25 protein-coding genes and 1 tRNA gene are annotated in these 24,552 nt (G+C 68.3%); 16 read left to right on the top strand and 10 right to left on the bottom strand.

Annotated features, from left to right (window positions below; all coding sequences use genetic code 11):
• Window positions 1-4: 4 nt before the first annotated feature.
• From FG154_RS06725 to FG154_RS06705, 5 genes are all read left to right on the top strand, one after another.
• On the top strand, window positions 5-691 hold the full coding sequence (locus tag FG154_RS06725; RefSeq protein WP_145105714.1) for a cell wall hydrolase: 687 nt from the start codon (window positions 5-7) through the stop codon (window positions 689-691).
• A gap of 100 nt (window positions 692-791) precedes the next feature.
• Window positions 792-1,694, top strand: a complete 903-nt coding sequence (locus FG154_RS06720; protein ID WP_145105711.1) for a dihydroneopterin aldolase — start codon at window positions 792-794, stop codon at window positions 1,692-1,694.
• Window positions 1,695-1,739: 45 nt separating this feature from the next.
• Entirely contained in the window at window positions 1,740-2,777 is a 1,038-nt protein-coding gene (gene folP, locus FG154_RS06715; protein WP_145105708.1) for a dihydropteroate synthase, read from the top strand.
• Window positions 2,774-4,117, top strand: coding sequence for a phosphoglucosamine mutase (glmM, locus tag FG154_RS06710; RefSeq protein WP_145105704.1), 1,344 nt, complete (start codon window positions 2,774-2,776; stop codon window positions 4,115-4,117). The genes folP and glmM overlap by 4 nt, the downstream gene beginning before the upstream one ends.
• Window positions 4,118-4,212: 95 nt before the next feature.
• Window positions 4,213-4,431 (top strand): hypothetical protein, encoded by a 219-nt coding sequence (locus FG154_RS06705; protein WP_145105700.1) that lies wholly within the window; start codon window positions 4,213-4,215, stop codon window positions 4,429-4,431.
• A 60-nt stretch (window positions 4,432-4,491) separates the two neighbouring features.
• Here the strand turns inward: FG154_RS06705 and ilvC are convergent, their stop codons facing one another.
• Window positions 4,492-5,514, bottom strand: coding sequence for a ketol-acid reductoisomerase (ilvC, locus tag FG154_RS06700; protein ID WP_145105698.1), 1,023 nt, complete (start codon window positions 5,512-5,514; stop codon window positions 4,492-4,494).
• Window positions 5,515-5,644: 130 nt separating this feature from the next.
• Between ilvC and FG154_RS06695 the strand changes: the two genes are divergently transcribed.
• The 3 genes from FG154_RS06695 (at window position 5,645) to FG154_RS06685 (ending at window position 7,832) form a co-directional block, all read left to right on the top strand.
• Complete coding sequence (locus tag FG154_RS06695) at window positions 5,645-6,100, top strand: Lrp/AsnC family transcriptional regulator (protein ID WP_145105695.1); 456 nt, start codon at window positions 5,645-5,647, stop codon at window positions 6,098-6,100.
• Window positions 6,097-6,555 (top strand): Lrp/AsnC family transcriptional regulator, encoded by a 459-nt coding sequence (locus FG154_RS06690; RefSeq protein WP_145105694.1) that lies wholly within the window; start codon window positions 6,097-6,099, stop codon window positions 6,553-6,555. Before FG154_RS06695 ends, FG154_RS06690 begins: the two co-directional genes overlap by 4 nt.
• Before the next feature lie 149 nt (window positions 6,556-6,704).
• Window positions 6,705-7,832 carry an aminotransferase class V-fold PLP-dependent enzyme gene (locus FG154_RS06685; protein ID WP_145105691.1) on the top strand — a complete coding sequence of 376 codons (1,128 nt, stop codon included), beginning with the start codon at window positions 6,705-6,707 and terminating at the stop codon, window positions 7,830-7,832.
• Window positions 7,833-7,835: 3 nt separating this feature from the next.
• On the opposite strand, the gene FG154_RS06680 is transcribed toward FG154_RS06685, so the two are convergent.
• The 3 genes from FG154_RS06680 to FG154_RS06670 all read right to left on the bottom strand — a co-directional run bounded on the left by FG154_RS06680 (window position 7,836) and on the right by FG154_RS06670 (window position 10,046).
• Window positions 7,836-9,035: a UbiH/UbiF family hydroxylase gene (locus tag FG154_RS06680; protein ID WP_145105688.1), complete on the bottom strand. Its 1,200-nt coding sequence runs from the start codon at window positions 9,033-9,035 to the stop codon at window positions 7,836-7,838.
• A gap of 51 nt (window positions 9,036-9,086) precedes the next feature.
• Window positions 9,087-9,317, bottom strand: coding sequence for a hypothetical protein (locus tag FG154_RS06675; protein ID WP_145105685.1), 231 nt, complete (start codon window positions 9,315-9,317; stop codon window positions 9,087-9,089).
• Between the two features lie 81 nt (window positions 9,318-9,398).
• Window positions 9,399-10,046 carry a pyrimidine 5'-nucleotidase gene (locus FG154_RS06670; RefSeq protein ID WP_145105682.1) on the bottom strand — a complete coding sequence of 216 codons (648 nt, stop codon included), beginning with the start codon at window positions 10,044-10,046 and terminating at the stop codon, window positions 9,399-9,401.
• A 117-nt stretch (window positions 10,047-10,163) separates the two neighbouring features.
• Here FG154_RS06670 and FG154_RS06665 point away from each other — a divergent pair, with 117 nt between their 5' ends.
• The gene (locus tag FG154_RS06665) at window positions 10,164-10,799 is read left to right on the top strand and encodes a GntR family transcriptional regulator (protein WP_145105679.1); all 636 of its coding nucleotides are present in this window, start codon (window positions 10,164-10,166) and stop codon (window positions 10,797-10,799) included.
• A gap of 7 nt (window positions 10,800-10,806) precedes the next feature.
• Here FG154_RS06665 and FG154_RS06660 read toward each other — a convergent pair whose 3' ends face one another.
• The 3 genes from FG154_RS06660 to carA form a co-directional block, all read right to left on the bottom strand.
• Window positions 10,807-12,732, bottom strand: a complete 1,926-nt coding sequence (locus FG154_RS06660; RefSeq protein WP_246100146.1) for a glycosyltransferase — start codon at window positions 12,730-12,732, stop codon at window positions 10,807-10,809.
• A gap of 108 nt (window positions 12,733-12,840) precedes the next feature.
• A complete protein-coding gene (locus FG154_RS06655; RefSeq protein ID WP_186312303.1) occupies window positions 12,841-13,623 on the bottom strand; it encodes a L,D-transpeptidase in 783 nt (260 codons plus the stop codon).
• A 215-nt stretch (window positions 13,624-13,838) separates the two neighbouring features.
• A complete protein-coding gene (gene carA, locus FG154_RS06650) occupies window positions 13,839-15,002 on the bottom strand; it encodes a glutamine-hydrolyzing carbamoyl-phosphate synthase small subunit (protein WP_145105676.1) in 1,164 nt (387 codons plus the stop codon).
• 177 nt (window positions 15,003-15,179) lie between these two features.
• Here carA and FG154_RS06645 point away from each other — a divergent pair, with 177 nt between their 5' ends.
• On the top strand, window positions 15,180-15,638 hold the full coding sequence (locus tag FG154_RS06645) for a GatB/YqeY domain-containing protein (RefSeq protein WP_145105767.1): 459 nt from the start codon (window positions 15,180-15,182) through the stop codon (window positions 15,636-15,638).
• 16 nt (window positions 15,639-15,654) lie between these two features.
• On the opposite strand, the gene FG154_RS06640 is transcribed toward FG154_RS06645, so the two are convergent.
• The 3 genes from FG154_RS06640 to lipB all read right to left on the bottom strand — a co-directional run bounded on the left by FG154_RS06640 (window position 15,655) and on the right by lipB (window position 18,862).
• A complete protein-coding gene (locus FG154_RS06640) occupies window positions 15,655-16,185 on the bottom strand; it encodes a DUF2244 domain-containing protein (RefSeq protein ID WP_145105674.1) in 531 nt (176 codons plus the stop codon).
• 1 nt (window position 16,186) lies between these two features.
• The gene (ctaD, locus tag FG154_RS06635; RefSeq protein ID WP_145105671.1) at window positions 16,187-17,887 is read right to left on the bottom strand and encodes a cytochrome c oxidase subunit I; all 1,701 of its coding nucleotides are present in this window, start codon (window positions 17,885-17,887) and stop codon (window positions 16,187-16,189) included.
• A gap of 318 nt (window positions 17,888-18,205) precedes the next feature.
• Window positions 18,206-18,862 carry a lipoyl(octanoyl) transferase LipB gene (lipB, locus tag FG154_RS06630; RefSeq protein ID WP_145105668.1) on the bottom strand — a complete coding sequence of 219 codons (657 nt, stop codon included), beginning with the start codon at window positions 18,860-18,862 and terminating at the stop codon, window positions 18,206-18,208.
• A gap of 254 nt (window positions 18,863-19,116) precedes the next feature.
• Here lipB and FG154_RS06625 point away from each other — a divergent pair.
• The 6 genes from FG154_RS06625 to rpmG all read left to right on the top strand — a co-directional run bounded on the left by FG154_RS06625 (window position 19,117) and on the right by rpmG (window position 24,400).
• Window positions 19,117-19,203 (top strand) — tRNA-Leu (locus FG154_RS06625).
• 290 nt (window positions 19,204-19,493) lie between these two features.
• Complete coding sequence (locus FG154_RS06620; RefSeq protein ID WP_145105665.1) at window positions 19,494-20,597, top strand: ABC transporter ATP-binding protein; 1,104 nt, start codon at window positions 19,494-19,496, stop codon at window positions 20,595-20,597.
• 56 nt (window positions 20,598-20,653) lie between these two features.
• Window positions 20,654-21,742: an ABC transporter substrate-binding protein gene (locus FG154_RS06615; RefSeq protein WP_186312302.1), complete on the top strand. Its 1,089-nt coding sequence runs from the start codon at window positions 20,654-20,656 to the stop codon at window positions 21,740-21,742.
• Window positions 21,743-21,792: 50 nt separating this feature from the next.
• Entirely contained in the window at window positions 21,793-23,067 is a 1,275-nt protein-coding gene (locus FG154_RS06610; protein ID WP_145105657.1) for an ABC transporter permease, read from the top strand.
• Window positions 23,068-23,144: 77 nt separating this feature from the next.
• The gene (locus FG154_RS06605) at window positions 23,145-24,053 is read left to right on the top strand and encodes an ABC transporter permease (RefSeq protein ID WP_145105654.1); all 909 of its coding nucleotides are present in this window, start codon (window positions 23,145-23,147) and stop codon (window positions 24,051-24,053) included.
• Between the two features lie 179 nt (window positions 24,054-24,232).
• Window positions 24,233-24,400, top strand: coding sequence for a 50S ribosomal protein L33 (rpmG, locus tag FG154_RS06600; protein WP_002722806.1), 168 nt, complete (start codon window positions 24,233-24,235; stop codon window positions 24,398-24,400).
• The last annotated feature ends 152 nt before the right edge of the window (window positions 24,401-24,552 follow it).

Raw genomic sequence — 24,552 nt, 5'->3', positions numbered from 1 at the left:
GTAAATGCGCTTGCTTTATGTCTGGATGCGCAGCGCCGTGGCGCTGACGCTTCTGAGTGGAGCGGCCTTCGCCGATGTGACGGTGAGCCAGTCCAACGACCCGTCCGCCAGTCTGAGCGGACAGCTTTCGGCCCTTCTGGGCTCCGAGAAGAACGCGCTGGGGACGGTGCCCGCGCACCGGCTCGAGCAGGTGGCGGCCGCCGTGGTGCGGCGCGACACGCGGCCCGCGTCGGGCGAGCCTGTGGGCGCACCTCCGACGCTGCGCTATGACGAGTCCTGGCTGGCTTCGCAGCCGGTGACGTCCAAGGGCTCGGACGAATGGAAGTGCCTGGCCACCGCGCTCTATTTCGAGGCGCGCGGCGAGTCGATCCAGGGGCAGTTTGCGGTGGCCGAGGTCATCATGAACCGCGTGGACCGTCCGGGCTATCCCGGCTCGATCTGCGGTGTGGTCAATCAGGGCGGCCAGTTCTCCTACATGTTCGACGGCAAGCCCGAGACGATCCACGAAAAGGCCGCCTTCCAGCGCGCGGGCAAGATCGCCGCGCTGATGCTGGCCGGTGCGCCGCGGCAGCTGACGCAGGGCGCCACCCATTTCCATACCCGCGCCGTGCGGCCGGGATGGGCGCACCGCTTCCCGCGCACGGCCGCCATCGGCGCGCATCTCTTCTATCGCCAGCCCGGCGGCTCGTGATCCGCGATCGGTCGCGCCTCTTGCCTCGCCTGTCGCCTTCGCGCTAGGCGGGGCCGGTGCCGGGACTATGCTGCCCGAAGACCGACGCCGGGAGGCTTTCTTGACCAACGACATCCGCCTCGCCTTCGCCCATCCCGAAGAGCGGGCCGAGGCTTCGGCCGGCGCGGCCCCGCGCGACCGCATCTCCTTGCGCGACCATGTGGCCGAGGTCGAGATCGGCGCCTTCCAGCAGGAGCGGGGCACCCGCCAGCGCGTGCGCTTCAACGTGGTGGTCGAGGTCCGGCCCCATCCGGCGCCGCTGCAGGATGATGTGGACCGGATCCTCTCGTATGACCGCATCACCGAGGCGATCGCCGACGAGCTTTCGGCCGAGAGGCTGAACCTTCTGGAAACCCTCGCCGAGCGGATCGCCGAGCGGATCCTGGCCGAGCCGCAGGCGATGCGGGTTTTCGTGCGGATCGAAAAGCTCGACCGGGGGCCGGGGGCGCTGGGGGTCGAGATCGTGCGCTCGCGCGCCGAGGCGCCCTTGCGGCGGACGGGCGAGGGTGGCGAGGCGGTGCATCCGCTGGTGGCCTATCTCGACAATGCGGCCATTGCGGCCGCGGACCTGCCCGCCCGGCTCGATGCGCTCGAGGCGCGCGGGCTGCCTCTGGTGCTGGCGGTGGACCTGCCGGACGCGCCGCGGCCCGAGACGCACCATCGGCCGACCCAGCGGCGGATCGACCTGCTGGCCATCGAGCAGAACGCCTGGGCGCTGGCCGCGCGCGACCCGCGCTGCGTGGTGGTGGCGACGCGGACCGAGATCGACTGGGCGATGCGCCGGGGCCAGACCATCGTCTGGGCGCCGTCGAAGCTGGTGCTCGATGCGGTGGACGGGCCGAACTCGCGCGAGCCGGTGGCGCTGGCGCTGTGGCTGGCCGAGATGCTGGCGGCCGAGCGTCTGGTTGTTCACGGGGATGTAACATTGCCGGCAGGAAGCCGCGTGCCGCTCGAGCGCGCCTGACTGCGGCCTCTTGCGCCCCGGGCGCATGCGCCGCATGAACCCGTCATGCACTATGTCCGTCCGATCCCGCTTGCCGATCCGGCCCGGCCCGAGGGGGCGCTTCCGCTTGCCGGGGGGCCGCTCTTCTTCGACCGTGTCGAGATCCTCGAACGCGGCCGCACGCCGCTGATCCTGCCGGTGCAGGAGCTTGACCCCGCCGCGCTGGCGCCGCTGACCGCGCCGCGTCCGCCGCTGGCGGGCCTCTCGATGGGGCGGCCGCGGGTGATGGGCATCCTCAACGTGACGCCCGACAGCTTTTCCGACGGGGGCCGCTTTGCGGCCCTGCCCGACGCGCTCGCGCAGGCGCAGGCGCTGGCGGCCGACGGGGCCGACATCCTCGACATCGGCGGCGAGAGCACCCGCCCCGGCGCGGCCGAGGTCGATGCCGCCGACGAGATCAGCCGCACCGCCCCGGTGATCGAGATGCTGCGGGGGCAGGGGCTGTCGATCCCGGTCTCGATCGACACGCGCAAGGCGGCGGTCGCCGAGGCGGCCTTGCAGGCTGGCGCCGATCTGGTGAACGATGTGGCGGCCCTGACGTGGGACGCGGGCCTCGCCGATCTGGTCGCGCGCAGCGGGGCGCCGGTCTGCCTCATGCATGCGCAGGGCACGCCGCAGACCATGCAGGCCGATCCGCGCTATGACGACGTGCTGCTCGACGTCTATGACTGGCTTGCGGAGCGTATCCGCGCCGCCGAGGCCGCAGGCATCCCGCGATCGCGGATCGTGACCGATCCGGGCATCGGCTTCGGCAAGACCCTCGAGCACAATCTGGCCATCCTGCGCCGCCTGTCGCTGTTCCACGGGCTTGGCTGTCCGATCCTGCTCGGCGCCTCGCGCAAGCGATTCATCGGCACCCTATCGGGCGAGCCTCTGGCCGATCGGCGGATGGGGGGCTCCGTCGCCGTCGCGCTTGCCGCAGCGGCGCAGGGCGCGCAGATTCTCCGGGTGCATGACGTGCGCGAGACGCGGCAGGCACTGGTTCTGTGGCGGGCAGTCACATGCGAGGCGGAAGAGCCCGCGAGAGGAGGGACGCAGGCATGACGAGAAAACTCTTCGGCACCGACGGGGTGCGCGGGCGGGCGAACAGCTATCCGATGACGGCCGAGGTGGCGCTGCGGCTGGGTGCGGCCGCGGGGCGCTATTTCCGGCCCGTCGGGGCGGGCTCTCCGCGCGTCGTGATCGGCAAGGACACGCGGCTGTCGGGCTACATGCTGGAAAATGCGCTGACGGCGGGGCTGACCTCGACCGGGATGAACGTGCTTCTGCTGGGGCCCGTGCCCACGCCGGCGGTAGGGTTTCTCACCCGCTCGATGCGGGCCGATCTGGGGGTGATGATCTCGGCCAGCCACAATCCGCACGAGGACAACGGGATCAAGTTCTTCGGCCCCGACGGCTTCAAGCTGTCCGACGAGGCCGAGGCCGAGATCGAGGCGATCCTTGCGGGAGAGATCCAGCCGGCGCAACCGGGCAACATCGGCCGGGCCAAGCGGATCGACGACGGGCGCGGGCGGTATCAGGAATATTGCAAGACCACCTTCCCGGCGGGCCTGCGCCTCGACGGGCTGAAGGTGGTGATCGACTGCGCCAACGGGGCGGCCTACCGCGCCGCGCCCGAGGTGCTGTGGGAGCTGGGCGCCGAGGTGATCCCGCTGGGGGTGGAGCCGAATGGCAAGAACATCAACCTGCGCTGCGGCTCGACCCACCCCGAGGCGGCGGCCGAGGCGGTGCGCGCGCATGGCGCGGATGTGGGCATCTGTCTGGATGGCGACGCGGACCGGGTGATCATCCTCGACGAGCAGGGGCGGCAGGCCGATGGCGATCAGATCATGGCGCTCTTCGCCGCCCGCTGGGCCGAGGAGGGGCGCTTGCGGGATGCCACGCTGGTGGCCACGGTGATGTCGAACCTCGGGCTCGAGCGGTTCCTGTCCGCGCGGGGCCTGCGGCTCGAGCGGACGCCGGTGGGAGACCGCTACGTGGTCGAGGCGATGCGGAGAGGGGGCTGGAACCTTGGCGGCGAGCAATCGGGCCATATCGTGATGACCGACTTTGCCACCACCGGCGACGGGCTTCTGGCGGGCCTTCAGTTCCTTGCGGCGATGGCGCAGACCGGGCGCAAGGCCTCGGAGCTGTCCCGCAGCTTCGAGACGGTGCCGCAGCTTTTGCAGAATGTCCGCTACGCGGCCGGGCAGGAGCCCCTGACCGCGCCGAGCGTGCAGGCCGTGATCCGCGAGGCCGAGGTGCGGCTGAACGGGTCGGGGCGGCTTCTGATCCGCAAGTCGGGGACCGAGCCTCTGATCCGCGTCATGGCCGAATGCGAGGACGAGGCGCTGCTGCGCGACGTGGTCGAGGAGATCGTGGCCGCCGTCAAGGACGCCGCCTGAGGGAACAAGGCCGCGCGCGGGCGCATTGTCGAGGCATCGCAGAGGGGTCGGGCCCGGCTCGCCCCCTCTGGTCTTACCCGGACAAGGAGACGCCCATGGACTTCGCCTGGATCATCCCCTTCCTGTTCATGTTCACGCTGCTTTGCGGCGTCGTGTTCGCCATGGTCAGCAAGAAGCGGGTCGAGGATCGCCGTCACGACCCGAACGCGCCGAAATCGACGCTGGCCAAGGACGGCCCGCAGGGTGGCGTGGCCTTCCTGCGCAAGGACGGGCCGACGGCCCGCAAGCCGGACGCCGAGCCGGTGCTGGAATAATCCCGCCACCTGAAACGAGGAAAGGCGCCCCGAGGGGCGCCTTTCTGGCCTGTCGCGCGATCAGTTGCGCGCCCGGTCCACCATCTTGCCCTTCGAGATCCAGGGCATCATGCCGCGCAGCTTCTCGCCGACCTTCTCGATCTGGTGTTCGTCGTTGATGCGGCGGGTGGCCTTGAAGAACGGCTGGCCGACCGCGTTCTCCTGCATGAAGTCGCGCACGAACTTGCCGGTCTGGATGTCGGTCAGAACCGCCTTCATCCGGGCCTTGGTTTCCTCGTAGGGCAGGATGCGCGGGCCCGAGACATACTCGCCATATTCGGCGGTGTTCGAGATCGAGTAGTTCATGTTCGCGATGCCGCCTTCGTAGATCAGGTCCACGATCAGCTTCACCTCGTGCAGGCACTCGAAATAGGCCATCTCGGGTTCGTAGCCGGCTTCCACCAGCGTCTCGAAGCCCATGCGGATGAGTTCCACGAGGCCGCCGCAGAGCACCGCCTGCTCGCCGAAGAGGTCGGTCTCGCATTCCTGGCGGAAGTTGGTCTCGATGATGCCCGAACGCCCGCCGCCGATGGCCGAGCAGTAGCTGAGGCCGATTTCCATCGCCTTGCCGGTCGCGTCGTTGTGCACGGCCACGAGGCAGGGCACGCCGCCGCCCTTCACATATTCGCCGCGGACGGTGTGGCCCGGGCCCTTCGGCGCCATCATGATGACATCGACGCCCGGCTTCGGCTCGATCAGGCCGAAATGCACGTTCAGGCCGTGGGCGAAGGCGATGGCCGAGCCTTCGCGCAGGTTGTCGTGGACATACTTCTTGTAGGTCTCGGCCTGAAGCTCGTCGGGCATGGTGAACATGATCAGGTCGCACCAGGCGGCGGCCTCGGCGATGCCCATGACCTTCAGCCCCTCGGCTTCGGCCTTCTTGGCCGAGGGCGAGCCCTCGCGCAGCGCCACGACCACGTTCTTCGCACCCGAGTCGCGCAGGTTCAGCGCATGGGCGTGACCCTGGCTACCGTAGCCGAGGATGGCGACCTTCTTGTCCTTGATCAGGTTGATGTCGCAGTCGCGATCGTAATAGACGCGCATGGGGCGCTCCTTTCGGTGATGAACTGATGCGCACCGTAAGGATACCCGTGCGAGAGCGGCTGCAAAGTTTGACGATTGGCGCAGGTTCTGGCAAAGGTCATGCGCCGAAGTGGCTTTCCGTGAAAAGATCATGCTCGACGACACCGACCGCCGCCTGCTGCGCCACCTGCTGGCCGAGCCATCGCTCGGCACGGCCGAGCTGGCCGAGCGCGCGGGCCTGACCACCGCGACCTGCTGGCGGCGGCTGGAACGCCTGACCGAGCGCGGCGTGATCGGCGCGCGGCAGGCGGTCATCGACTGGCGCAAGCTCGGCTATTCGGTGGAGGTCAGCTTGCGCTTCACGCTCGACAAGACCGACCCGCGGGCCTTCGACGAGTTCCTCGCCGCGGCCCGGCAGGTGCCCGAGGTGATCGGGATCGAGACCTTCCTCGGCCGCGTCGATGTGCGGCTGAACGTGATCGCGCGCGACATGAAACATTACCAGGAGCTTTACCGCAGCCGCATCCTGACCCTTCCCCATATCGCGGACATCGAGGCGCTGATGCTGGTCGCCACGATCCGCGAGGCCGAGGCGCTGCCGCTGTGATCGATCTGGACGACACCGACCGCGCGCTGCTGCGCGCCTTGGCCGAGGATGCCACGCAAAGCGCGGGCGCGCTCGGCCGCCGCTTCGGCCTGTCGCAACCCGCCGCCTGGCGGCGCATCCGGCGGATGGAGGAGGCGGGCGTGATCGCGGGCCGGCGCCTGGTGGTGGACCGTGCGGCGCTGGGTTTCGGGGTGACGGTGTTTCTCGGGGTGAAGCTTGCGACCAAGGGCCGGGTGAGCCTCGAGGATTTCGAGCGGGCGGTGACGGCCATCCCCGAGGTGCAGGTGGTGCAGCATGTGCTGGGGCTGTTCGACTACCGTCTGCGGGTGGTGGCCCGCGACATCGCCGATTTCGAGCGCGTGCTGCGCCGGAGGATCATGACCCTGCCGGGGGTGGGGCAGGTCGAGGCGAACGTGTTGCTGACCGAGGAGAAACGCCCCGGGCCGCTCGGCTAGCGGAAAGGCCGGGGGCTGTCTGCCCCCGGACCCCCGAGGATATTTGGGCGAGAATGAAAGACGCGACGGGCCGGGGACTGCGACCTTTTACGGGTGGCGCGGGGGCAGGTGCCGGCGCTATCTCTCGGGGATACAGGAAGGAGGCCCCCATGCCCGCGCTGCGCCCGGATGTCGATCCCGACGGTCTGATGGAGTTCTCGGTCGTCTTTACCGACCGTTCGCTGAACCATATGTCCGCCCGGTTCCAGCAGGTGATGCGCGACATCTCGGCCATGCTGCGCGAGGTCTATGCGGCCGAGGCCGTGGTCGTCGTGCCGGGCGGCGGCACCTTCGCCATGGAGGCGGTGGCGCGGCAGTTCGCGACCGGGGCCCATGCTCTTGTAGTGCGCAACGGGTGGTTCTCCTATCGCTGGACGCAGATCCTGGAAGCGGGCGGCTTTGCGGCGGAACAGACGGTCGTGATGGCGCGGCCCTCGGGCAACGGGGCGCGCGCGCCCTTTGCGCCGCCGCCGATCGAGGAGGTGGTGGCGAAGATTGCCGAGGTGAGGCCCGACGTGGTCTTTGCACCGCATGTCGAGACCTCCTCGGGGATCATCCTGCCCGACGATTACATCGCGCGCATGGCCGAGGCCGCGCATGAGGCGGGCGCGCTGATGGTGCTCGACTGCATCGCGAGCGGCTGCGTCTGGGTCGACATGCAGGCCACGGGTGTGGATGTGCTCATCTCGGCGCCGCAGAAGGGCTGGTCCTCGTCGCCGGCGGCGGGGCTGGTCATGCTCTCGGCGCGGGCGGCGGAGCGGCTCGAGGCGACGCAGTCGAACAGCTTCGCGCTCGACCTGAAGAAGTGGCGGGCCATCATGGCAGCCTATGAGGCGGGTGGGCACGCCTATCACACGACGATGCCGACGGACGCGCTGCTGGGCTTCCGCGAGGCGATGGCGGAGACGCGGGCCATGGGGTTCGGCGCGGCCAAGGAGGCGCAATGGCGGCTTGGCCGGGATGTCCGGGCGATGCTGGCCGCCAAGGGGGTGGAGTCGGTGGCCGCCGAAGGGTTCGCCGCGCCGGGCGTGGTCGTGAGCTATACGGACGATCCCGAGATCCAGACCGGGCGGACGTTCCTCGCGCAGGGGATGCAGATCGCGGCGGGCGTGCCGTTGCAGGTGGGCGAGGGGGCCGAGTTCCGCACCTTCCGGCTGGGTCTGTTCGGGCTGGACAAGCTGGCCGATGTGGAGGGGACGGTTGCGCGGCTGAAGGCGGTGGTGGACCGGGTGATCTGACGTTCAGGCGACGCCGAGGCCCGCGCGCATCAGCGTGCGGCGCACCGGGGCGGATCCGTAGAGGGCGCCCAGGAACGTGGCGCGCAGGTCGCGCCAGACGGGATCGCCGGCCATCGAGGCGCGGTTCAGAAGGTCGATGCCGAGGATGCGGGCCTGCACCTCCCAGTGCCGGCGCCGGTGGTAGGCGTCGAGCATCGCAGCCGAGCCGAAATCGTCCTTGTGGTCCGCGGCAAGCTCCAGCAGCGCGCGCAGGTCGGCGAGGCTCATGTTCAGCCCCTGTGCCCCGATGGGCGGCATGACATGGGCCGCCTCGGCCATCAGCGCCGTGCGCTCGCCCGACATGCGCTCGGCCACCTGGCTGATGATGGGCCAGACGTTGATCTGCGAGTTCAGCGTGAGTGGCCCGAGCAGACCGCAGGAGCGCGCCGTCATCTCGGCTTCGAAGGCCGCGCGCGGCAGGGCCTTCAGGCGCAGCGCCTCGGTGCCGCGCTCCATCCAGACGATGGCCGAGGCGGGCTTGCCGCTGGCATCGGGCAGGGGCACGAGCGTGAAGGGGCCGCCCGAGCGGTGGATCTCGGTCGAGACATTCTCGTGCGGGATCGGATGCGTGACGGTGAAGGCGAGCGCCTTCTGGCCATAACGCAGCGTGCGCACCGCGATCCCCAGCGCCTCGCGGACCGGCGAGGCGCGCCCGTCGGCGGCCACCAGCAGGCGGGCCGAGACGCGCGTGCCGTCCGAGAGGGTCACGAGCGCCTCGCTTTCGCGGGTGAGGACGGACCGGGTCGCGGTGCCGGGGCGGAAATCCACCTTCTTCAGGGTCTTGAGATGAGCCACCATCTCACGCCGCAGCAGCCAGTTCGGCAGGTTCCACCCGAAGGGCTGGCCGGAGATGTCGGCCGCGTCGAAATCCTTCACCACGCGCGGTTCGGGCACGGGGCCGCCGGCATCCACGATCCGCATGACCTGCAGCGGTGCGGCGTGCGGCGCAAGCCGCGGCCAGAGGCCGGCCGCCTGCAGAAGCGGGATGGAGGGCTGAAGAAGCGCCGTCGAGCGGAGGTCGGCGCCTTCTGCTTCGGCCGAAGTGACTGGCGGCTGGGGATCGACGCAGATCACGGACCAGCCGGCCGAGGCGAAGGCGGCTGCGGCCGTGAGGCCGGCGACCCCTCCGCCGGAGACGAGAATGTCGGTTGCGATCCGGGCCATGGTTCCCTCCGTTTCCGGGGAAGCTAGAGGCGTGGGCGCCGGTCGTCCAGATCAGCCCAGCGTGATCATCACGATGATGGCCATCATCACCGGCACGAAGACGAGCGCGGTCATTCCCAGCATGACGGGGCCGAACGCCAGCGTGCCGAGCGCCACGATCGCGATAAGCGCGGCCGCGAAGGCGAACAGGACCAGGTCATCGCGTCCCGTCTTGCGTGTGTGACGCTCCACGGGGGGGATGATGTGGTTCGGCAGCTCGGTGATGTCGGCGTAAGCGTTCATGCAGGATCTCCGTTTGCGACGACGGACAGATAGTCGCAAACGGCCAAAATTGCTAGGGCATTACGCCGCATTTCGGGGCGATCAGGGCTGAAGCCGGGACAGAAATTCCGACAGGTCGAGCGTGTGGTGGTGGATGTGGGGCGCCGGCGCCGCCTCGGGCGCGACATGGACCGTGCGCATCCCCATCGCGTGCGGCTCGACGAGGTTGCGCGAATCATCCTCGAACATGGCCGCGGTGGCGGGGCTGAGCCGGTCGGCGGCAAAGACGGTCTCGAAGGCGGCGCGCTCGGGCTTGGGCCGGAAGCCCGCATGCTCGACCCCGTAGACGGCGTCGAAGAGGCCGCCGAGGCCGCGCGCCTCGAGCACGCGCTCGGCGTAGGGGGCGCAGCCGTTGGTATAGACGATCTTGCGCCCCGGAAGCGCGCGGATGCGGGCCGCGAGGATCATGTCGCGTTCGAGATGGTCGAGCGAGATGTCGTGGACATGGCTGAGATAGGGGCCGGGATCGACACCATGCTCGGCCATCAGGCCCGCAAGCGTGGTGCCGTAGCGCTGCCAGTAGTGCCGCCGGAGCCGGTCGGCCTCGTCGCGCACCACCCGAAGCTCGGTCATCACCCAGTCGGTCATGCGCCGCTCGATCTGGTCGAAGAGCCGGGCGGAGGGCGGATAGAGTGTGTTGTCGAGGTCGAAGACCCAGCCCCGGACGTGCGAGAAACGATCGGCCACCATGGGGCGGACGCTAGACCCGGCGGCGCGACGGCGCAATGGTTTGCCGTTGATCTGCATCGCCGCTCGCGGATAACGTCGCGCCGTTCCGCAGGAAGCTTGGGAAAGGGCCGCGTCCTCGTGCAGAAAGATGCCTATACGCTGATCCTCGAGGCCATCGAGGGAGGGCTCTACAAGCCGGGCGACCGTCTGGTTGAATCCGAGCTGGCCGAGCGGCTGGGCGTGTCGCGGACGCCGGTCCGCGAGGCGCTGCAGCGGCTCGAGACCCAGTCGATGCTGACGCGCGACGGGCGGAGCCTGATCGTGGCGTCGCTCGACCACAACCAGCTGTCCGAGCTTTACACCGTGCGCACCGAACTGGAGGGGCTGGCCGCGCGGCTGGCGGCGCGGCACGCCACGGAAGAGGAGATCCGCGTGCTGCGCGGCATGGTCGAGGATGACCGCGCGCTCCTCGGGGGTGATCCGCGGGCGCTGTCGAGGGCCAACAAGCGGTTCCACAAGCAGATCCACCTCGCGTCGCACAACCGCTTTCTCGTGCAGCAGCTTGATCTCGTGCATCGGTCGATGGCCCTGATGGCGAACACCTCCTTTGCGGCCGAGGGGCGTGACGAGGTGGCGATGGCCGAACATGACCAGATCGTTCAGGCCATCGCGTCCCGTGACGGCGATGCGGCCTATGCCGCCTTGCGCAACCACATCTCGAAGGCCTTCGAGACCCGGCTGAGGGTGGATGCGGGCGAGCTGCGGATGCGGTGATCCGCCATCAGGCTGCGCGGCGGCCCCTCAGCCGCGGCACCCAGGACGCCGCCCCGCGCGACGCGCCGTCGAAGAGGCCGTGGCGCGTCTTGTCCCAGTAGAACGGGGCGCGGAGAAGCTCCCACAGGGCCTTGTAGGCGGCGAAGGTGGCCAGCGGGTTGTAGAGATGCATCGTCGGCACCCACAGGGGGTTGAGCTTGTGCCGCGTGAGGCGCAGCGCGAGGATGCCGAGCGCGATGCTCACGCCCTCGGCCCCGAGAAGCAGGCCGACGATGGCCCAGAGGGCCGGCGTGGACAGAAGCGGCGCCACCGGATGCGGCAGGCCGAGGGCCAGCAGCCAGAACGACCACAGGACCGGGGCCAGCAGCGTCTGCGACAACGAGCCGAGGAACATCACCTGAAACCCGGCAAAGCGCCAGGGGCCCAGCTGACGCCACAAAAGCACCGGATCGCGCATGTGGACGGCCCAGGTCATCATGAAGCCCTTGATCCAGCGCGAACGCTGCTTGATCCAGGGGATGGCCCGGCAGTTCGCCTCTTCGCCCGTCACCGTGTCGATCAGGTCCGTCCGGTAGCCGTGACGCGCGAGGCGGATGCCCAGATCCGCGTCCTCGGTGACGTTGTGGGCATCCCACGCGCCCAGATCCTCGAGCGCCTCGCGGCGGAAGAAGAGTGTCGTCCCCCCCAGCGGCACCGCAAGCCCGAGCCGGTCGAGCCCCGGCAGCATCAGGCGGAACCACGAGGCATATTCGATGGTGAAGCAGCGCGAGAGCCAGTTGGTCCGCGGGTTGTAATAGTCGAGCTGGCCCTGAAGGCAGGCCACCTGCGAGCCGCGGCGGCTGAACCCCTCGACCACGCGGCGGATCTGGTCGGGGTCGGGCGCATCCTCGGCGTCATAGACGCCCACGATCGAGCCGCGGCAATGGTCGAGCGCCACGTTGAGCGCGCGCGGCTTGGTGCGAATGGCCCCGGCGGGAGAGATCACGATCCGCATCCAGGGCGGCAGGCGGGCCTCGAGCAGAGCCTTGCGGGTGCGCAGATCGGCCTCTTCGACCACGAGCAGGATCTCGAGCCGGTCGTGCGGATAGTCGATCCGCCCGAGCCGCGCCACGAGGCGGCCTGCGATATCCTCTTCCTGGTAGAGGGCGACGATCACCGAGACGATGGGCAGCCGCAGGAGGGGCGGGCAGGGCGGCTCGGCCGGGCGGCGGCGGAGCGTGGCCATGGCGGTGGCGATCCGCAGGGCGGTGCCGCAGGTCATGGCGAACAGCGCCCAGAAGGAGAGCGCGAGCACCACGAGCCCCGGCGCCAGCATCAGCCCGGCGGCAAGGCCGAGGCCCGTGCCGAGGGCAAGCCGCGTCGCCCGTCCCGTGCGCCAGCCCCGGCAGCTTTCGCCGGGCGTGACGCGGGTTTCGGCCGCTCGTCCGATGGCGGTGGCGCGCGCCGCATGCAGCGCGCCCTCGATCGCGGTTCGCGTGGCCAGCACGGGGATCACGCGCCCGAAGAGCTGCTCGAGCAGTGGGCCGTGGCGCCGGAAGCTCTCGGGCGACGGGGCCGCGACCAGCACGGCGCCGCCGACGTCATGCACCGGCAGAAGCGTCTCGCGCAGGCAGGTCCGAACGCCGAGGCGGTCGATCAGCCGCGGATCGGCGGCCCCGGTCGCCGGATCGAGAATGGGCAGGCCGCTTCGCCGGGCGATCAGGGCGAGGATCTCATCCTCATCCATCGCTCCTTCGGCCAGAAGCACGTCGGCAAGTCCCGCCGCATGGCCCGAGCTGCGCCGGAGGGCGCCCATGATCCGGTGCGGGGCAAGGTGGCCCTGCCGCAGGAGCATCACGCCCAAGGCATCCGAGGCCTCGGGCAAAGGCACGGCCTTGGAAGGGGGCGTCGGGCGGCGCCGTTCGACGGGCAGGACAAGGGGAGGGGCGGCCACGGTCAAGCCTTTCGCTGGATGCCGCACCTTCGCTCGAACTGGTTAAGAAGGCATGAAGGCCCAAGGGCCTTCATGGGCGCAGAGCGTGACTGCTCGCCAGGGCCGCTGTCAGAACCTCTCGGTGAAGAACATCGTCGCCGCCGTCTCGCCGGGGGGCGCCACCGGGTCGAGGCCTGCCACGCGCGGCGGAAGGGTGTTTCCGGCCGGCACCGTGCCCCGGCCCGACTCGGCTTCGGTGAGCACGACGACGCGGGTTCCGGGCTGCACGCGCGCGTAGAGATCGAGGATGTCCTGGTTCCAGAGCCGGATGCAGCCGGCCGAGGTGGCCTGGCCGATCGAGGAGACATCGTTGGTGCCGTGGATGCGGTAGTAGGTGTCCTTGCCGTTCTTGTGCAGATAGAGCGCCCGCGCCCCGAGCGGGTTCGAGAGGCCGCCGTCCATCCCGTCCCTGTAGGGGCCGTATTGTTCGGGGTCTTCCTCGATCATGCTCTTGGTCGGGATCCAGCGCGGCCACTCGCGCTTGATGGGGATCACCGCATCGCCGGAGAAGCCGCGGCCCTCGCGCCCCACGGCCACGGCATAGCGGATGGCGCGCTGACCCGGCTGCACGAGATAGAGGTAGCGGGCGTAGGGATCGACCACGATGGTGCCCGGCGGCTGGTCCGTCCAGTAATCGACCTCGCGGCGGATCTTGTGCTCGGCCAGATATTGCGGGGGGACGGCGGGGATGACGCGCTCTCCGTCCTGAACCGGGCCATAGACCGCGGCAATCTGCGGAGAGATCCCCATCGGGGCGGCGCTTCGGCTGGGCGGAGGCTCTGGCGCGCAGGCGGCGACCAGCGCGAGGGCGGTCAGGGCGGGCAGGAGGCGGCTGGGGAGAGATCCGGTCATCGGCTTGTCCTTCTTGCGGGGCGCGCGGGCCGCTTGCGGGACCGAGCCCCTGCCGCAGGCCCTGCGCCCTCCGTTATCGTAAAAAGGAAGCCGAAGGGTGTTTGGTTCCAGCCAAGGGCGCCGGAGAGGGTCACGAACCGATGTGCTGCGGGTGCCCGGCGCGACGCTCGGGGCTTCTGCCTTGCTGCGGCTCCGGCGGGCCGGAGCCGCCGGCCTCAGGCCGCGCGGCGGGCGCGCATGGCGGCTGCGAACCGCTCGAACAGGTAGTAGCTGTCCTGCGGGCCGGGGCTCGCCTCGGGGTGATACTGCACCGAGAACACGGGCCGGTCCTCGACCCGGATGCCGCAGTTCGAGCCGTCGAACAGGCTCACATGCGTCTCCTTCACGCCGGCGGGCAGGGTCTGGCTGTCCACGGTGAAGCCGTGGTTCATCGAGGTGATCTCGACCTTGCCGGTTTCCAGATCCTTCACGGGATGGTTGGCGCCGTGGTGGCCGTGGTTCATCTTGACCGTCTTCGCCCCGAGCGCGAGCGCCAGCATCTGGTGGCCAAGGCAGATGCCGAAGAGCGGCAGATCCTTCTCGAGTACGCCCTGGATCATCGGCACCGCATAGGCGCCGGTCGCGGCCGGGTCGCCGGGGCCGTTCGACAGGAAGACGCCATCGGGGTTCAGCGCCAGCACATCCTCGGCCGTGGCGCTGGCGGGCAGCACGGTCACGTCGCAGCCCGCCGAGGCGAGGCAACGCAGGATGTTGCGCTTGGCGCCGTAGTCGATGGCCACGACCTTGAGGCCCGGCTCGGTGCGCGAGCGGTAACCCTGGGGCCATGCCCAGCGCATCTCGTCCCAGCGGTAGCTCTGGGTGCAGGTGACGTCGCGGGCGAGATCGAGCCCGACGAGGCCACGCCAGCCGCGGGCCTTGGCGACCAGCGCCTCGATGTCGAAGCGGCCCTCGGGGTCGTGGGCCAGCGCCACATGCGGCGCGCCCTGCTGGCGGATCGCACGGGTCAGGCGGCGGGTGTCGATGCCGCCGATGCCGATCCGGCCCTTGGCCAGCAGCCACGAGGTCAGTTCGGACGTGGCGCGCCAGTTCGACGGTTCGGTCGGGTCCCATTTGACGACCATGCCCGAGGCGACCGGCTCGGCCGTCTCGTCATCCTCGGGCGTCACGCCCACATTGCCCACATGGGGGAAGGTGAAGGTCACGATCTGCCCGGCGTAGGAGGGATCGGTCATGATCTCCTGATAGCCGGTCATGGCGGTGTTGAAGACAAGTTCCGCCACCGTCTCACCCCGGGCGCCGAAGCCCTTTCCGTAAAAGATGGTGCCGTCGGCGAGTGCGAGGCAGGCCGTGGGTTTTTCGGTGGGGCTGGCGGCGGCCATGGGGCGACTCCTTGGCAAAATCTGGCGGACACTAAGGGTTGGGGCCCTGCGGGTCAAGGCCGCGACCGAAATGACTTATCCTTTTCGATCAATGGCTTGATCTTCCGGGGCGTGGTTGTGTCGGCACGGGCTTGCCTGTATGGTGCGGGTTTCGCACAGCCACGGAGATGGATGAGGATGACCCTGCGCGAAGAGCTTCAGGATGCCATGAAAGAGGCGATGCGCGCGAAACAGCCCGATCGCCTCTCGACCCTGCGCCTCATCAATGCCGCCATCAAGGATCGCGACATCGCGGCCCGCGTGGACGGGGCCGCCGGAATGGTCTCGGACGAGGAGATCACCGCCATCCTCGGCCGCATGGTCCGCCAGCGCGCCGAGAGCGCGCGCGCCTACGAGGAGGGCGGCCGGCTGGAGCTTGCCGAGAAGGAGCGGGCCGAGATCGAGGTGATCGAGGAGTTCCTGCCGCGCCAGCTGGAGCCCGAAGAGGTCGAGGCCGCCATTGCCGCCGCCATCGCCGAGGTGGGCGCCACGACAATCCGCGACATGGGCAAGGTCATGGCCGAGCTGAAGGCCCGCTACACCGGCCAGATGGACTTCGGCGCCGTGGGCCCGATGGTGAAGGACCGCCTGGGCTGACCGGGCCGCGCCTGGGTCACCGACCGCGGGCCAGCGCCTGACGCAGCTCGGGCAGCAGCGCCAGCCGTTCTTCCTCGCTCAGGAAGGCGCCGATCTCGACCTCGCGCGGGCCACCGCCGAGCGTCAGGTAGTTGGGCACCGGCCCCCCTTGGCCGTGAAGCGTCACCCGCACCCAGTGCGGGTTGGCCTGCCAGCTCTGCCGCCGCCCGCGCGGCCCGTGCCGGTCGAGCGTCACCCGGTCGCTCCAGAGCGTCAGTTCCTCGAGGATCTCGCCATCGGCATAGCTGCGGTTCAGCGCAAGCCAGATGCCCGTGACCGCGAGGGCCAGGAACGGAAGCAGCCCCCAGAGCACGGGTGAACCGAGCACCCCCACCAGCGGCAGCGTCAGAAGAAGGCAGGTGGCCCCGATGAAACCCGCAAAGCCGCGCCGCGGCAGCGAGCGGTAGGGCCACAGGTGCAGCCGGTAGGCCGGCGCGTCGCCGTCGGCATGACAAAAGGCCCCGGATCGCTCCGGGGCCTTCGGCAGGATGACCCATTCGTAGGGCATGTCAGTGCGCGTGCGAGCGGTCCCAGTCCTCGCGCTTGGGAAGCTGCTCGAACGTGTGCTCGGGCGGAGGCGAGGTCAGCGTCCATTCCAGCGTGTCGGCATGTTCGTTCCAGTAGTTGTTCGCCGTCACGCGCGCGCCGCGCGTCAGGGTGTAGAAGACGATGCCGATGAAGAAGAGGAACGAGGCGAAGGACAGGAAGGCGCCCAGCGACGAGACGAAGTTCCAGGTGGCGAAGGCCTCGGGATAGTCGATGTAGCGCCGGGGCATCCCCTGCCGCCCGAGGAAATGCTGCGGGAAGAACGTCAGGTTCGCGCCGACGAACATCATCCAGAAATGCAGCTTGCCGGCCCACTCGGGATATTGCCGTCCCGACATCTTGCCGATCCAGAAATAGATGCCCGCAAAGATGCCGAAGACCGCGCCGAGGCTCATCACATAGTGGAAGTGCGCAACGACATAGTAGGTGTCGTGATAGTAGCGGTCCACGCTCGCCTGGCTCAGCACGATGCCGGTGACGCCGCCCACGGTGAAGAGGAACAGGAACCCCAGCGCCCAGAGCATCGGCGTCTTGAGTTCGATCGAGCCGCCCCACATGGTCGCGATCCACGAGAAGATCTTGATGCCGGTGGGCACCGCGATCACCATGGTCGCCATCATGAAATAGCTCTGCTGCGTCAGGCTGAGGCCCGCGGTGTACATGTGGTGCGCCCAGACCACGAAGCCCAAGACGCCGATCGCCACCATCGCATAGACCATCGGCAGATAGCCGAAGATCGGCTTCTTCGAGAAGGTGGCGATGACGTGGCTGACGATGCCGAAGGCGGGCAGGACGATGATGTAGACCTCCGGATGGCCGAAGAACCACAGGATGTGCTGGTAAAGCACCGGGTCGCCGCCGCCCGAGGGCTGGAAGAAGGTGGTGCCGAAGTTGCGGTCGGTCAGCAGCATGGTGATCGCCCCGGCCAGCACCGGCAGCGCCAGCAGGATCAGCCAGGCGGTGACGAAGATCGACCAGGCAAAGAGCGGCACCTTGTGCATCGTCATGCCCGGCGCGCGCATGTTCAGGAAGGTGGTGATCATGTTGATCGCGCCCAGGATCGACGAGGCCCCCGAGAGGTGCACCGCGAAGATCGCAAGGTCGGTCGAATAGCCCGATTCGGAGGTCGACAGCGGCGGATAGAGCACCCAGCCGATCCCCGATCCCAGCTGCCCGTTGCCGCCCGGCGCAAAGAGCGAGGCGACGGCGAGCGAGGTCCCCGCCACATAGAGCCAGAACGAGAGGTTGTTCATCCGCGGGAAGGCCATGTCCGGCGCACCGATGTGCAGCGGCATGAAATAGTTGCCGAAGCCGCCGAACAGCGCGGGGATCACCACGAAGAACATCATCAGGATGCCGTGGGCCGTGATCATCACGTTCCACAAGTGGCCGTTCGGCGTGCAGTTCTCGACCGCCGAGGGCCAGAGCGACTGGAAGAAGCCCCGGACCAGCCCCGATTCCAGATGCTCGGCGCACATGAACTGCACGCCGGGCGCCATCAGCTCCATCCGCATGTAGACGGTGAAGGCCACCGAGATCAGCCCGACCAGGCCCCCGGTGAAGAGATAGAGAACGCCAATGTCCTTGTGGTTGGTGGACATGAACCAGCGGGTGAAGAACCCCCTCCGGTCGTGCTCGTGGCCATGGATGGCTGCGTCGGCCATGGGCTCGCCTCCCCGCGTGCTGTTTCGATCCCGCAGGCGCCGGACAGGCTCGCCACCCGCGCCTGCGTCTATGTGTAGAGCGCCGGAAGTGCTCCGGCAACTTCGCACTTTGATCTGGATCAATAATTTCGGCCAGTAGGCGATTTTGTTGAGTGGCATGGTGCCGCAGAAGGGGCGCGCCCGGCAGGAGATACCCGACTCGCGGCGCTTGGGTGTTCCGTTGCGTCCTGCGGCGGCTGCGCCCGTGCGGCGGGCAGCCTTCAAGAGCCCGCTCAGGGCGGGTCGGCAGAGGCCTTGTTGGCCCGGATGGGATGCGGATCAGTCGGGGAAGGATCGGGAAAAGGTGCGCAGCAGGGCCGCGTCGAGGTCCTGCATCGTGACGGGCAGGCCCAGATCGACGAGGCTCGTCACCCCATGCTCGCGGATGCCGCAGGGCACGATGCCCTCGAAGTGGGACAGGTCGGGCTCGAGGTTGATGGAGAGGCCGTGAAAGCTCACCCAGCGGCGGAGCTTCACGCCGATGGCTGCGATCTTGTCCTCTCGGGGCCGGCCGTCGGGTCCGGGGGCGCGGTCGGGGCGGACGACCCAGACCCCCACGCGGCCCGCGCGCCGCTCGCCCTTCACGTTGAACTCGGCCAGCGTGGCGATCACCCAATCCTCCAGCGCGCACACGAAGCGGCGCACGTCGCGGCCCCTCCGGTCGAGATCGAGCATGACGTAGGCCACCCGCTGCCCCGGCCCGTGGTAAGTATATTGCCCGCCGCGGCCCGCCACATGGACGGGAAAGCGCCCGGATTCGACCAGATCCTCGGGGCGTGCCGAGGTGCCGGCCGTATAGAGCGGGGGATGTTCGAGCAGCCAGACCGCCTCGGGGGCGTCGCCGGCGCGGATGGCGGCGACGCGGGCCTCCATCGCCGACAGTGTTTCCTGATAGGGGCTGAGCCCCGGAAGAACCGACCATTCCACGTCAGACATCACGGCCTTCCTCCCGATCTGCGGCGGCAGGGCCCGGATCATGCCGGCCCTGTGCGGGATCTATGGCAAGTCGGGCCGCGCCGCCAGCCTTGCGGCAGGGCCTCGGCGCGGGACTTCTGCCGCAAGACCCGCGGCTTGACCCGCAAGCCGAGGGGGGCCTCCCATGCCCTCTGAACAATTTTGACGCGGCGCAAAAATAGCCCTTTTCTTCCCTCGCGAGCTTGGCTAAGAACCCGCCACCAAGCCAAGGCAGTGCGGTCGTGGCGGAATTGGTAGACGCGCAGCGTTGAGGTCGCTGTGGGGTAACTCCCGTGGAAGTTCGAGTCTTCTCGACCGCACCATTTCTCTGACGAAACGCCGAAGGGCGGTCCCGCCGGGCCGCCCTTCGGCGTTTCAGGTTCGGCCGAAGGCGGGCGAGGGCGCTTTTGTCGCCCATGCGTCGTATTTGGATCCCGTCAGTTCGCATCCCGGCGCTTGGGCACGCGCGTTGCCGTGCAACCTGCCCATCAAGGTGGCAACCGCCGCCCCTCCCGCAGCCTGTGCACAACAAGATTGCATTGCGGGGACCGTTCCGTTTTAAACGATCATAACGAGTGCAGGAAACCTGCCGGACCAAGATGGGGAGAATGGGGTGGTGGCTTCTACCCAGGACGACGGTTTCGTCGTTTTCGAACATGTGCAGAAAAGCTACGACGGTGAGACGCTCGTCGTTAAGGATCTCAATCTGACCATAGGGCAGGGCGAGTTCCTCACGATGCTGGGGCCGTCCGGGTCGGGCAAGACCACCTGTCTCATGATGCTGGCGGGGTTCGAGACCGCCACCCACGGCGACATCCGGCTCGACGGGCGCCCGATCAACACCGTGCCCCCGCACAAGCGCGGCATCGGCATGGTGTTCCAGAACTACGCGCTCTTTCCGCACATGACGGTGGGAGAGAACCTCTCGTTTCCGCTCGAGGTGCGGGGCATGTCGCGCAGCGACCGCGAGCGCAAGATCAAGCGCGCGCTCGACATGGTGCAGATGGGCGCCTTCGCGAACCGCCGCCCCGCCCAGCTGTCGGGCGGCCAGCAGCAACGGATCGCGCTGGCCCGCGCGCTGGTGTTCGACCCGCAGCTCGTGCTGATGGACGAGCCGCTCGGCGCGCTCGACAAGCAGCTGCGCGAACACATGCAGTTCGAGATCAAGCACCTGCACGAGAGCCTCGGGATCACGGTGGTCTACGTCACCCACGACCAGGGCGAGGCGCTGACCATGTCGGACCGGATCGCCGTCTTCAACGACGGCCGCATCCAGCAGCTCGCCCCGCCGGACGAGCTGTACGAGCGTCCCAAGAACAGCTTCGTCGCCAGCTTCATCGGCGAGAACAACCGCCTGCCCGGCGTGATCGAGGAGATCGCCGAGGGCCGCGCGCTGGTCCGGCTCGACACCGGCGAGCTGATCGACGCGACGCCCGTCAACGTCAGCCACAAGGGCCAGAAGACTCTCGTCTCGATCCGCCCCGAACGGGTGGAATACAAGCCCGAGATGCTGCCGCCGAACGCCCACCTGATCGATGCCGAGGTGATGGAGTTCATCTACATGGGCGATATCTTCCGCACCCGCCTGCGGGTCGCCGGCTCGGAGGAATTCGTCATCAAGAGCCGGAACACGCTGGGCCAGCGGATGCTGCAACCCGGCGAAAGGATACGGATCGGCTGGGCGCCGCAGGACGCGCGCGCACTCGATCCGCTTTAACTCCGTGGTAACGGACCTGCCGCAGGCTGCGGCCAATAACAACGAGACTGCATAACATGGGAGACGACTTGATGAAGAAGGCCCTCATTCTGTCCACCGCCTTGACGGCCGTGGCCTTCTCCGCCTCGGCGGAGCAGGTGACGGTGATGTCCTGGGGGGGCGCCTACACGACCAGCCAGGTCGAGGCGTTCCACAAGCCCTTCACCGCCGAGACCGGCATCAGTGTCGTGTCGGTGGATGCGGACAACCCCGCCACCCCGCTCAAGGCGATGGTCGAGGCGAACAACGTCAGCGTCGATGTGTTCGACGTGAACACCTCGGACGCGGTGCGCCTGTGTGACGAAGGCCAGCTGGAAGAGATCGACCCGGCGATGCTGCCGCCCGCGCCCGACGGCACGCCGGCCACCGAGGACTTTCTGCCCGGCGCCCTCAGCGAATGCGCGGTGGGCAACATCGTCTATTCCATGATCGTGGCCTACGACGATTCCAAGTTCCCGAACGAGAAGCCGCAGACGATCGCCGACTTCTTCGACACGTCGACGTTCCCCGGCAAGCGCGCGATGTGGAAAAGCGCCAAGACCACGCTCGAGATGGCGCTGATGGGTGACGGTGTCCCCGCGGCCGAGGTCTATGACGTGCTGGACACGCCGGAAGGTGTCGAGCGCGCCTTCGCCAAGCTCGACTCGATCAAGCGCGACCTGATCTGGTGGGAGGCGGGCGCCCAGCCGGTGCAGCTTCTGGCGGACGGCGAGGTGGCCATGACGACGGCCTACAACGGCCGGATCTTCGCGGCCGCGGTCAGCGAGAACAAGCCCTTCGTGCCGATCTGGGACGGGCAGGTCTATGAATACGACCTGTTCGTGATCCCCAAGGGCGCGCCGAACCTCGAGGCGGCGAAACAGTTCGTGGCTTTTGCCACCGGAACGCAGCCGCTGGCCGACCAGGCCAAATGGATCAGCTACGGCCCCGCCCGCAGGTCCTCGGCCCCCCTCGTCGGTCTCTACCAGGACGGCCAGACCGAGATGGCTCCGCACATGCCGACGGCCGAGGCCAACCTGACCAACGCGCTGCCCTCGTCCTACGAGTTCTGGGTCGATCACGACACCGAGCTGGAAGAGCGGTTCAACGCCTGGCTGGCGAACTGATACGGACGGGCGCGCACTCCGGTGCCCGCCCCCCTGATGCGAGGGTAAAGATGGCCGACGCAACCGCAGATCTCGCCGCCCCGGCTCCCGGGCGCCTCACGACGGCCGATGGCCGCCCGCTGAAGGCCGCACTCGGCCGCGCCCAGTCCCGCGCGCGGCGCCGCGCCTTCCTTCTGGTGCTGCCGCTTCTGCTCTTCATCGTCATAACCTTCATCGTGCCGATCGGGCAGATGCTGCACCGCTCGATCCACAATGACGGCTTCGCGCGGAACATGCCGCAGCTCAGCCAGTGGTTCGCCGACACCGAACCCGGAACCGAGCCGGACGAGACCGCCTACGCAGCCCTTGCCGCCGATCTCAAGGGCGCGGCCGAGGCCAGGACCGTCGGCATCGTGGGCACGCGAGTGAACTACGAGATGCCGGGCACCCGCTCGCTCTTCACCTCGACCGGCCGCAAGGCGCGCGGGTTCGAGCCTCCCTACATGGAGGCCATCCTCGAGGCGGATCCGAAATGGGGCAACCCGAACCTCTGGGGCACCATGCGCCAGGTCTCGCAGGCCTATTCTCCGAACTTCTTCCTCGCCGCGGTCGATCTCGCCCGCGACAACGAGGGCAACATCGTGCGGGCCCCCCAGGAGCGCCGCGTCTACGTCATGCTGTTCCAGCGCACCTTCCTGATCGCCGGCCTGATCACGGTGCTCTGCCTGCTGCTGGGCTTTCCGATCGCCCACCTGCTCGCCACGCTGCCCCTGCGCACCTCGAACCTGCTGATGATCCTGGTGCTCCTGCCCTTCTGGACCTCGCTCCTCGTGCGGACGACGTCCTGGATCGTGCTGCTGCAGGGGCAGGGCGTCGTGAACAACTCGCTCGTGGCCACGGGCCTCATCTCCGACGCGAACCGGATCCAGATGATCTACAACCAGACCGGCACGATCATCGCCATGACGCACATCCTGCTGCCCTTCATGATCCTGCCGCTCTATTCCGTGATGCGGCCGATCCCGCCCTCCTACGTCCGGGCCGCCCGCTCTCTCGGCGCCTCCAGCTGGACGGCCTTCCGCAGGGTCTATCTTCCGCAGACCCTGCCGGGCATCGGCGCGGGCGCGCTGCTCGTCTTCATCCTCGGCGTGGGCTACTACATCACCCCCGCGCTCGTCGGTGGCGCTTCGGGGCAGCTCATCTCGAACCTGATCGCCTTCCACATGCAGGACAGCCTGAACTGGTCGCTCGCCGCGGCCCTCGCCGCCGTGCTGCTGGGCGCCGTGCTGATCCTCTACTGGCTCTACGACCGTCTGGTCGGCATCGACAATCTCAAGCTGGGCTGACCGGCCTTTCACTCTGCCCAAATATCCCGGGGGTCCGGGGGCAGCGCCCCCGGCCTCTGCCTCAGGAGACCCGCCCGATGGCTCTTCCCGTCTATGCCAGCCCGCTCGAGCGCATCTGGTACTATGCGTATCGCATCATCTGCGCCCTGATCTTCCTGTTCCTGATCGCGCCGATCCTGATCATCATCCCGCTCAGCTTCAACGTGGAGCCCTACTTCACCTTCACCGAAAAGATGCTGGCGCTCGACCCCGACGGCTATTCGCTGCGCTGGTACGACACGCTGCTCACCTTCGGCATGGCCAACCCCGAGGCGCCGCGCACCTCGTCCTGGTGGATGGATGTGTGGAACAACGCAGCCTGGGTGCGGGCGGCGAAGAACTCGGTCATCATCGGCGTCTCCTCGACCGTTGTCGCGACCGTTCTCGGCACCATTGCCGCCCTCGGTCTCTCGCGGCCCGAGATGCCGTTTCGACGGGCCATCATGGCGATCCTCATTTCGCCGATGATCGTGCCGATCATCATCACGGCCACCGGGCTCTTCTTCTTCTATTCCGCCACCGGCCTGGCCGGCAGCTATGTGGGCGTGGTGCTGGCCCATGCGACACTGGGCATTCCGTTCGTGATCATCACCGTGACGGCCACGCTCATCGGCTTCGACAAGTCGCTCACTCGCGCCGCCGCCTCGCTCGGTGCCAGCCCCACCACGACCTTCTTCAAGGTCACCATGCCGCTCATCCTGCCGGGCGTGGTCTCGGGGGCGCTCTTCGCCTTCGTCACCTCGTTCGACGAGGTGGTGGTGGTTCTCTTCGTGGCCGCGCATGACCAGCAGACGATTCCCCGCCAGATGTGGAACGGGATTCGCGAGCAGATCAGCCCCGCCATCCTCTCCGTGGCGACCATTCTCGTGATCATCTCCGTGGCGCTGCTGGCGACGGTCGAACTGCTCCGCCGCCGCTCCGAGAGGCTCCGCGGCATCACGAACTGAGGCACCGAACGTCGCCCCGTCAGGTCCGTGCGGCATCAGCGCCGCGCGGGCCTTTTCATCTTCCGCGGCCTGCCGTTTCAGGGGTCTTTTGCGGTTGACTCCTGCATCAGCCTCGGTAAAAGGCGGGCCTCAGGGATTTTTGCGGGGGGCGTCTGCCCGCCGACTGCAGGAGAGAAACCATGGCGAAGCCGACGACGATCAAGATCCGGCTGAACTCGACGGCGGGCACCGGGCACTTCTACGTGACCAAGAAGAACGCCCGCACCATGACCGACAAGATGGTTGTCCGCAAGTACGACCCGGTCAAGCGCGAGCATGTCGAATACAAGGAAGGCAAGATCAAGTAAGATCTGTCTTTCCCGGTTTGCGGAAAAGGCCGTGCCTCTCGGGCGCGGCCTTCTGCGTTTGCGCCTGCCGAGCTGCGGCCGTGCAGGCGCGACTGGGCTGGGCTCAAGGACAGAACCGGGCTTGACCCAAGGAAAAACCCGCCGAGGAGGTC

The organism is Cereibacter sediminicola, from assembly GCF_007668225.1.
In the GTDB taxonomy this organism is placed as follows: Bacteria; Pseudomonadota; Alphaproteobacteria; order Rhodobacterales; family Rhodobacteraceae; genus Cereibacter_A; species Cereibacter_A azotoformans.
The sequence above is the reverse complement of the archived record's forward strand: the minus strand, read 5'-3'. Positions and strand labels throughout refer to the sequence as shown.

What these genes read in the sequence shown, in the direction of transcription:
- FG154_RS06725 (WP_145105714.1), top strand. Translation starts at nt 5, where the DNA reads ATGCGCTTGCTTTATGTCTGGATGCGCAGCGCCGTGGCGCTGACGCTT.
- folP (WP_145105708.1), top strand. Translation starts at nt 1,740, where the DNA reads ATGCACTATGTCCGTCCGATCCCGCTTGCCGATCCGGCCCGGCCCGAG.
- glmM (WP_145105704.1), top strand. Translation starts at nt 2,774, where the DNA reads ATGACGAGAAAACTCTTCGGCACCGACGGGGTGCGCGGGCGGGCGAAC.
- FG154_RS06705 (WP_145105700.1), top strand. Translation starts at nt 4,213, where the DNA reads ATGGACTTCGCCTGGATCATCCCCTTCCTGTTCATGTTCACGCTGCTT.
- ilvC (WP_145105698.1), bottom strand. Translation starts at nt 5,514, where the DNA reads ATGCGCGTCTATTACGATCGCGACTGCGACATCAACCTGATCAAGGAC.
- FG154_RS06695 (WP_145105695.1), top strand. Translation starts at nt 5,645, where the DNA reads ATGCTCGACGACACCGACCGCCGCCTGCTGCGCCACCTGCTGGCCGAG.
- FG154_RS06685 (WP_145105691.1), top strand. Translation starts at nt 6,705, where the DNA reads ATGCCCGCGCTGCGCCCGGATGTCGATCCCGACGGTCTGATGGAGTTC.
- FG154_RS06680 (WP_145105688.1), bottom strand. Translation starts at nt 9,035, where the DNA reads ATGGCCCGGATCGCAACCGACATTCTCGTCTCCGGCGGAGGGGTCGCC.
- FG154_RS06675 (WP_145105685.1), bottom strand. Translation starts at nt 9,317, where the DNA reads ATGAACGCTTACGCCGACATCACCGAGCTGCCGAACCACATCATCCCC.
- FG154_RS06670 (WP_145105682.1), bottom strand. Translation starts at nt 10,046, where the DNA reads ATGGTGGCCGATCGTTTCTCGCACGTCCGGGGCTGGGTCTTCGACCTC.
- FG154_RS06655 (WP_186312303.1), bottom strand. Translation starts at nt 13,623, where the DNA reads ATGACCGGATCTCTCCCCAGCCGCCTCCTGCCCGCCCTGACCGCCCTC.
- carA (WP_145105676.1), bottom strand. Translation starts at nt 15,002, where the DNA reads ATGGCCGCCGCCAGCCCCACCGAAAAACCCACGGCCTGCCTCGCACTC.
- FG154_RS06645 (WP_145105767.1), top strand. Translation starts at nt 15,180, where the DNA reads ATGACCCTGCGCGAAGAGCTTCAGGATGCCATGAAAGAGGCGATGCGC.
- FG154_RS06640 (WP_145105674.1), bottom strand. Translation starts at nt 16,185, where the DNA reads ATGCCCTACGAATGGGTCATCCTGCCGAAGGCCCCGGAGCGATCCGGG.
- ctaD (WP_145105671.1), bottom strand. Translation starts at nt 17,887, where the DNA reads ATGGCCGACGCAGCCATCCATGGCCACGAGCACGACCGGAGGGGGTTC.
- lipB (WP_145105668.1), bottom strand. Translation starts at nt 18,862, where the DNA reads ATGTCTGACGTGGAATGGTCGGTTCTTCCGGGGCTCAGCCCCTATCAG.
- FG154_RS06615 (WP_186312302.1), top strand. Translation starts at nt 20,654, where the DNA reads ATGGGAGACGACTTGATGAAGAAGGCCCTCATTCTGTCCACCGCCTTG.
- FG154_RS06610 (WP_145105657.1), top strand. Translation starts at nt 21,793, where the DNA reads ATGGCCGACGCAACCGCAGATCTCGCCGCCCCGGCTCCCGGGCGCCTC.
- FG154_RS06605 (WP_145105654.1), top strand. Translation starts at nt 23,145, where the DNA reads ATGGCTCTTCCCGTCTATGCCAGCCCGCTCGAGCGCATCTGGTACTAT.
- rpmG (WP_002722806.1), top strand. Translation starts at nt 24,233, where the DNA reads ATGGCGAAGCCGACGACGATCAAGATCCGGCTGAACTCGACGGCGGGC.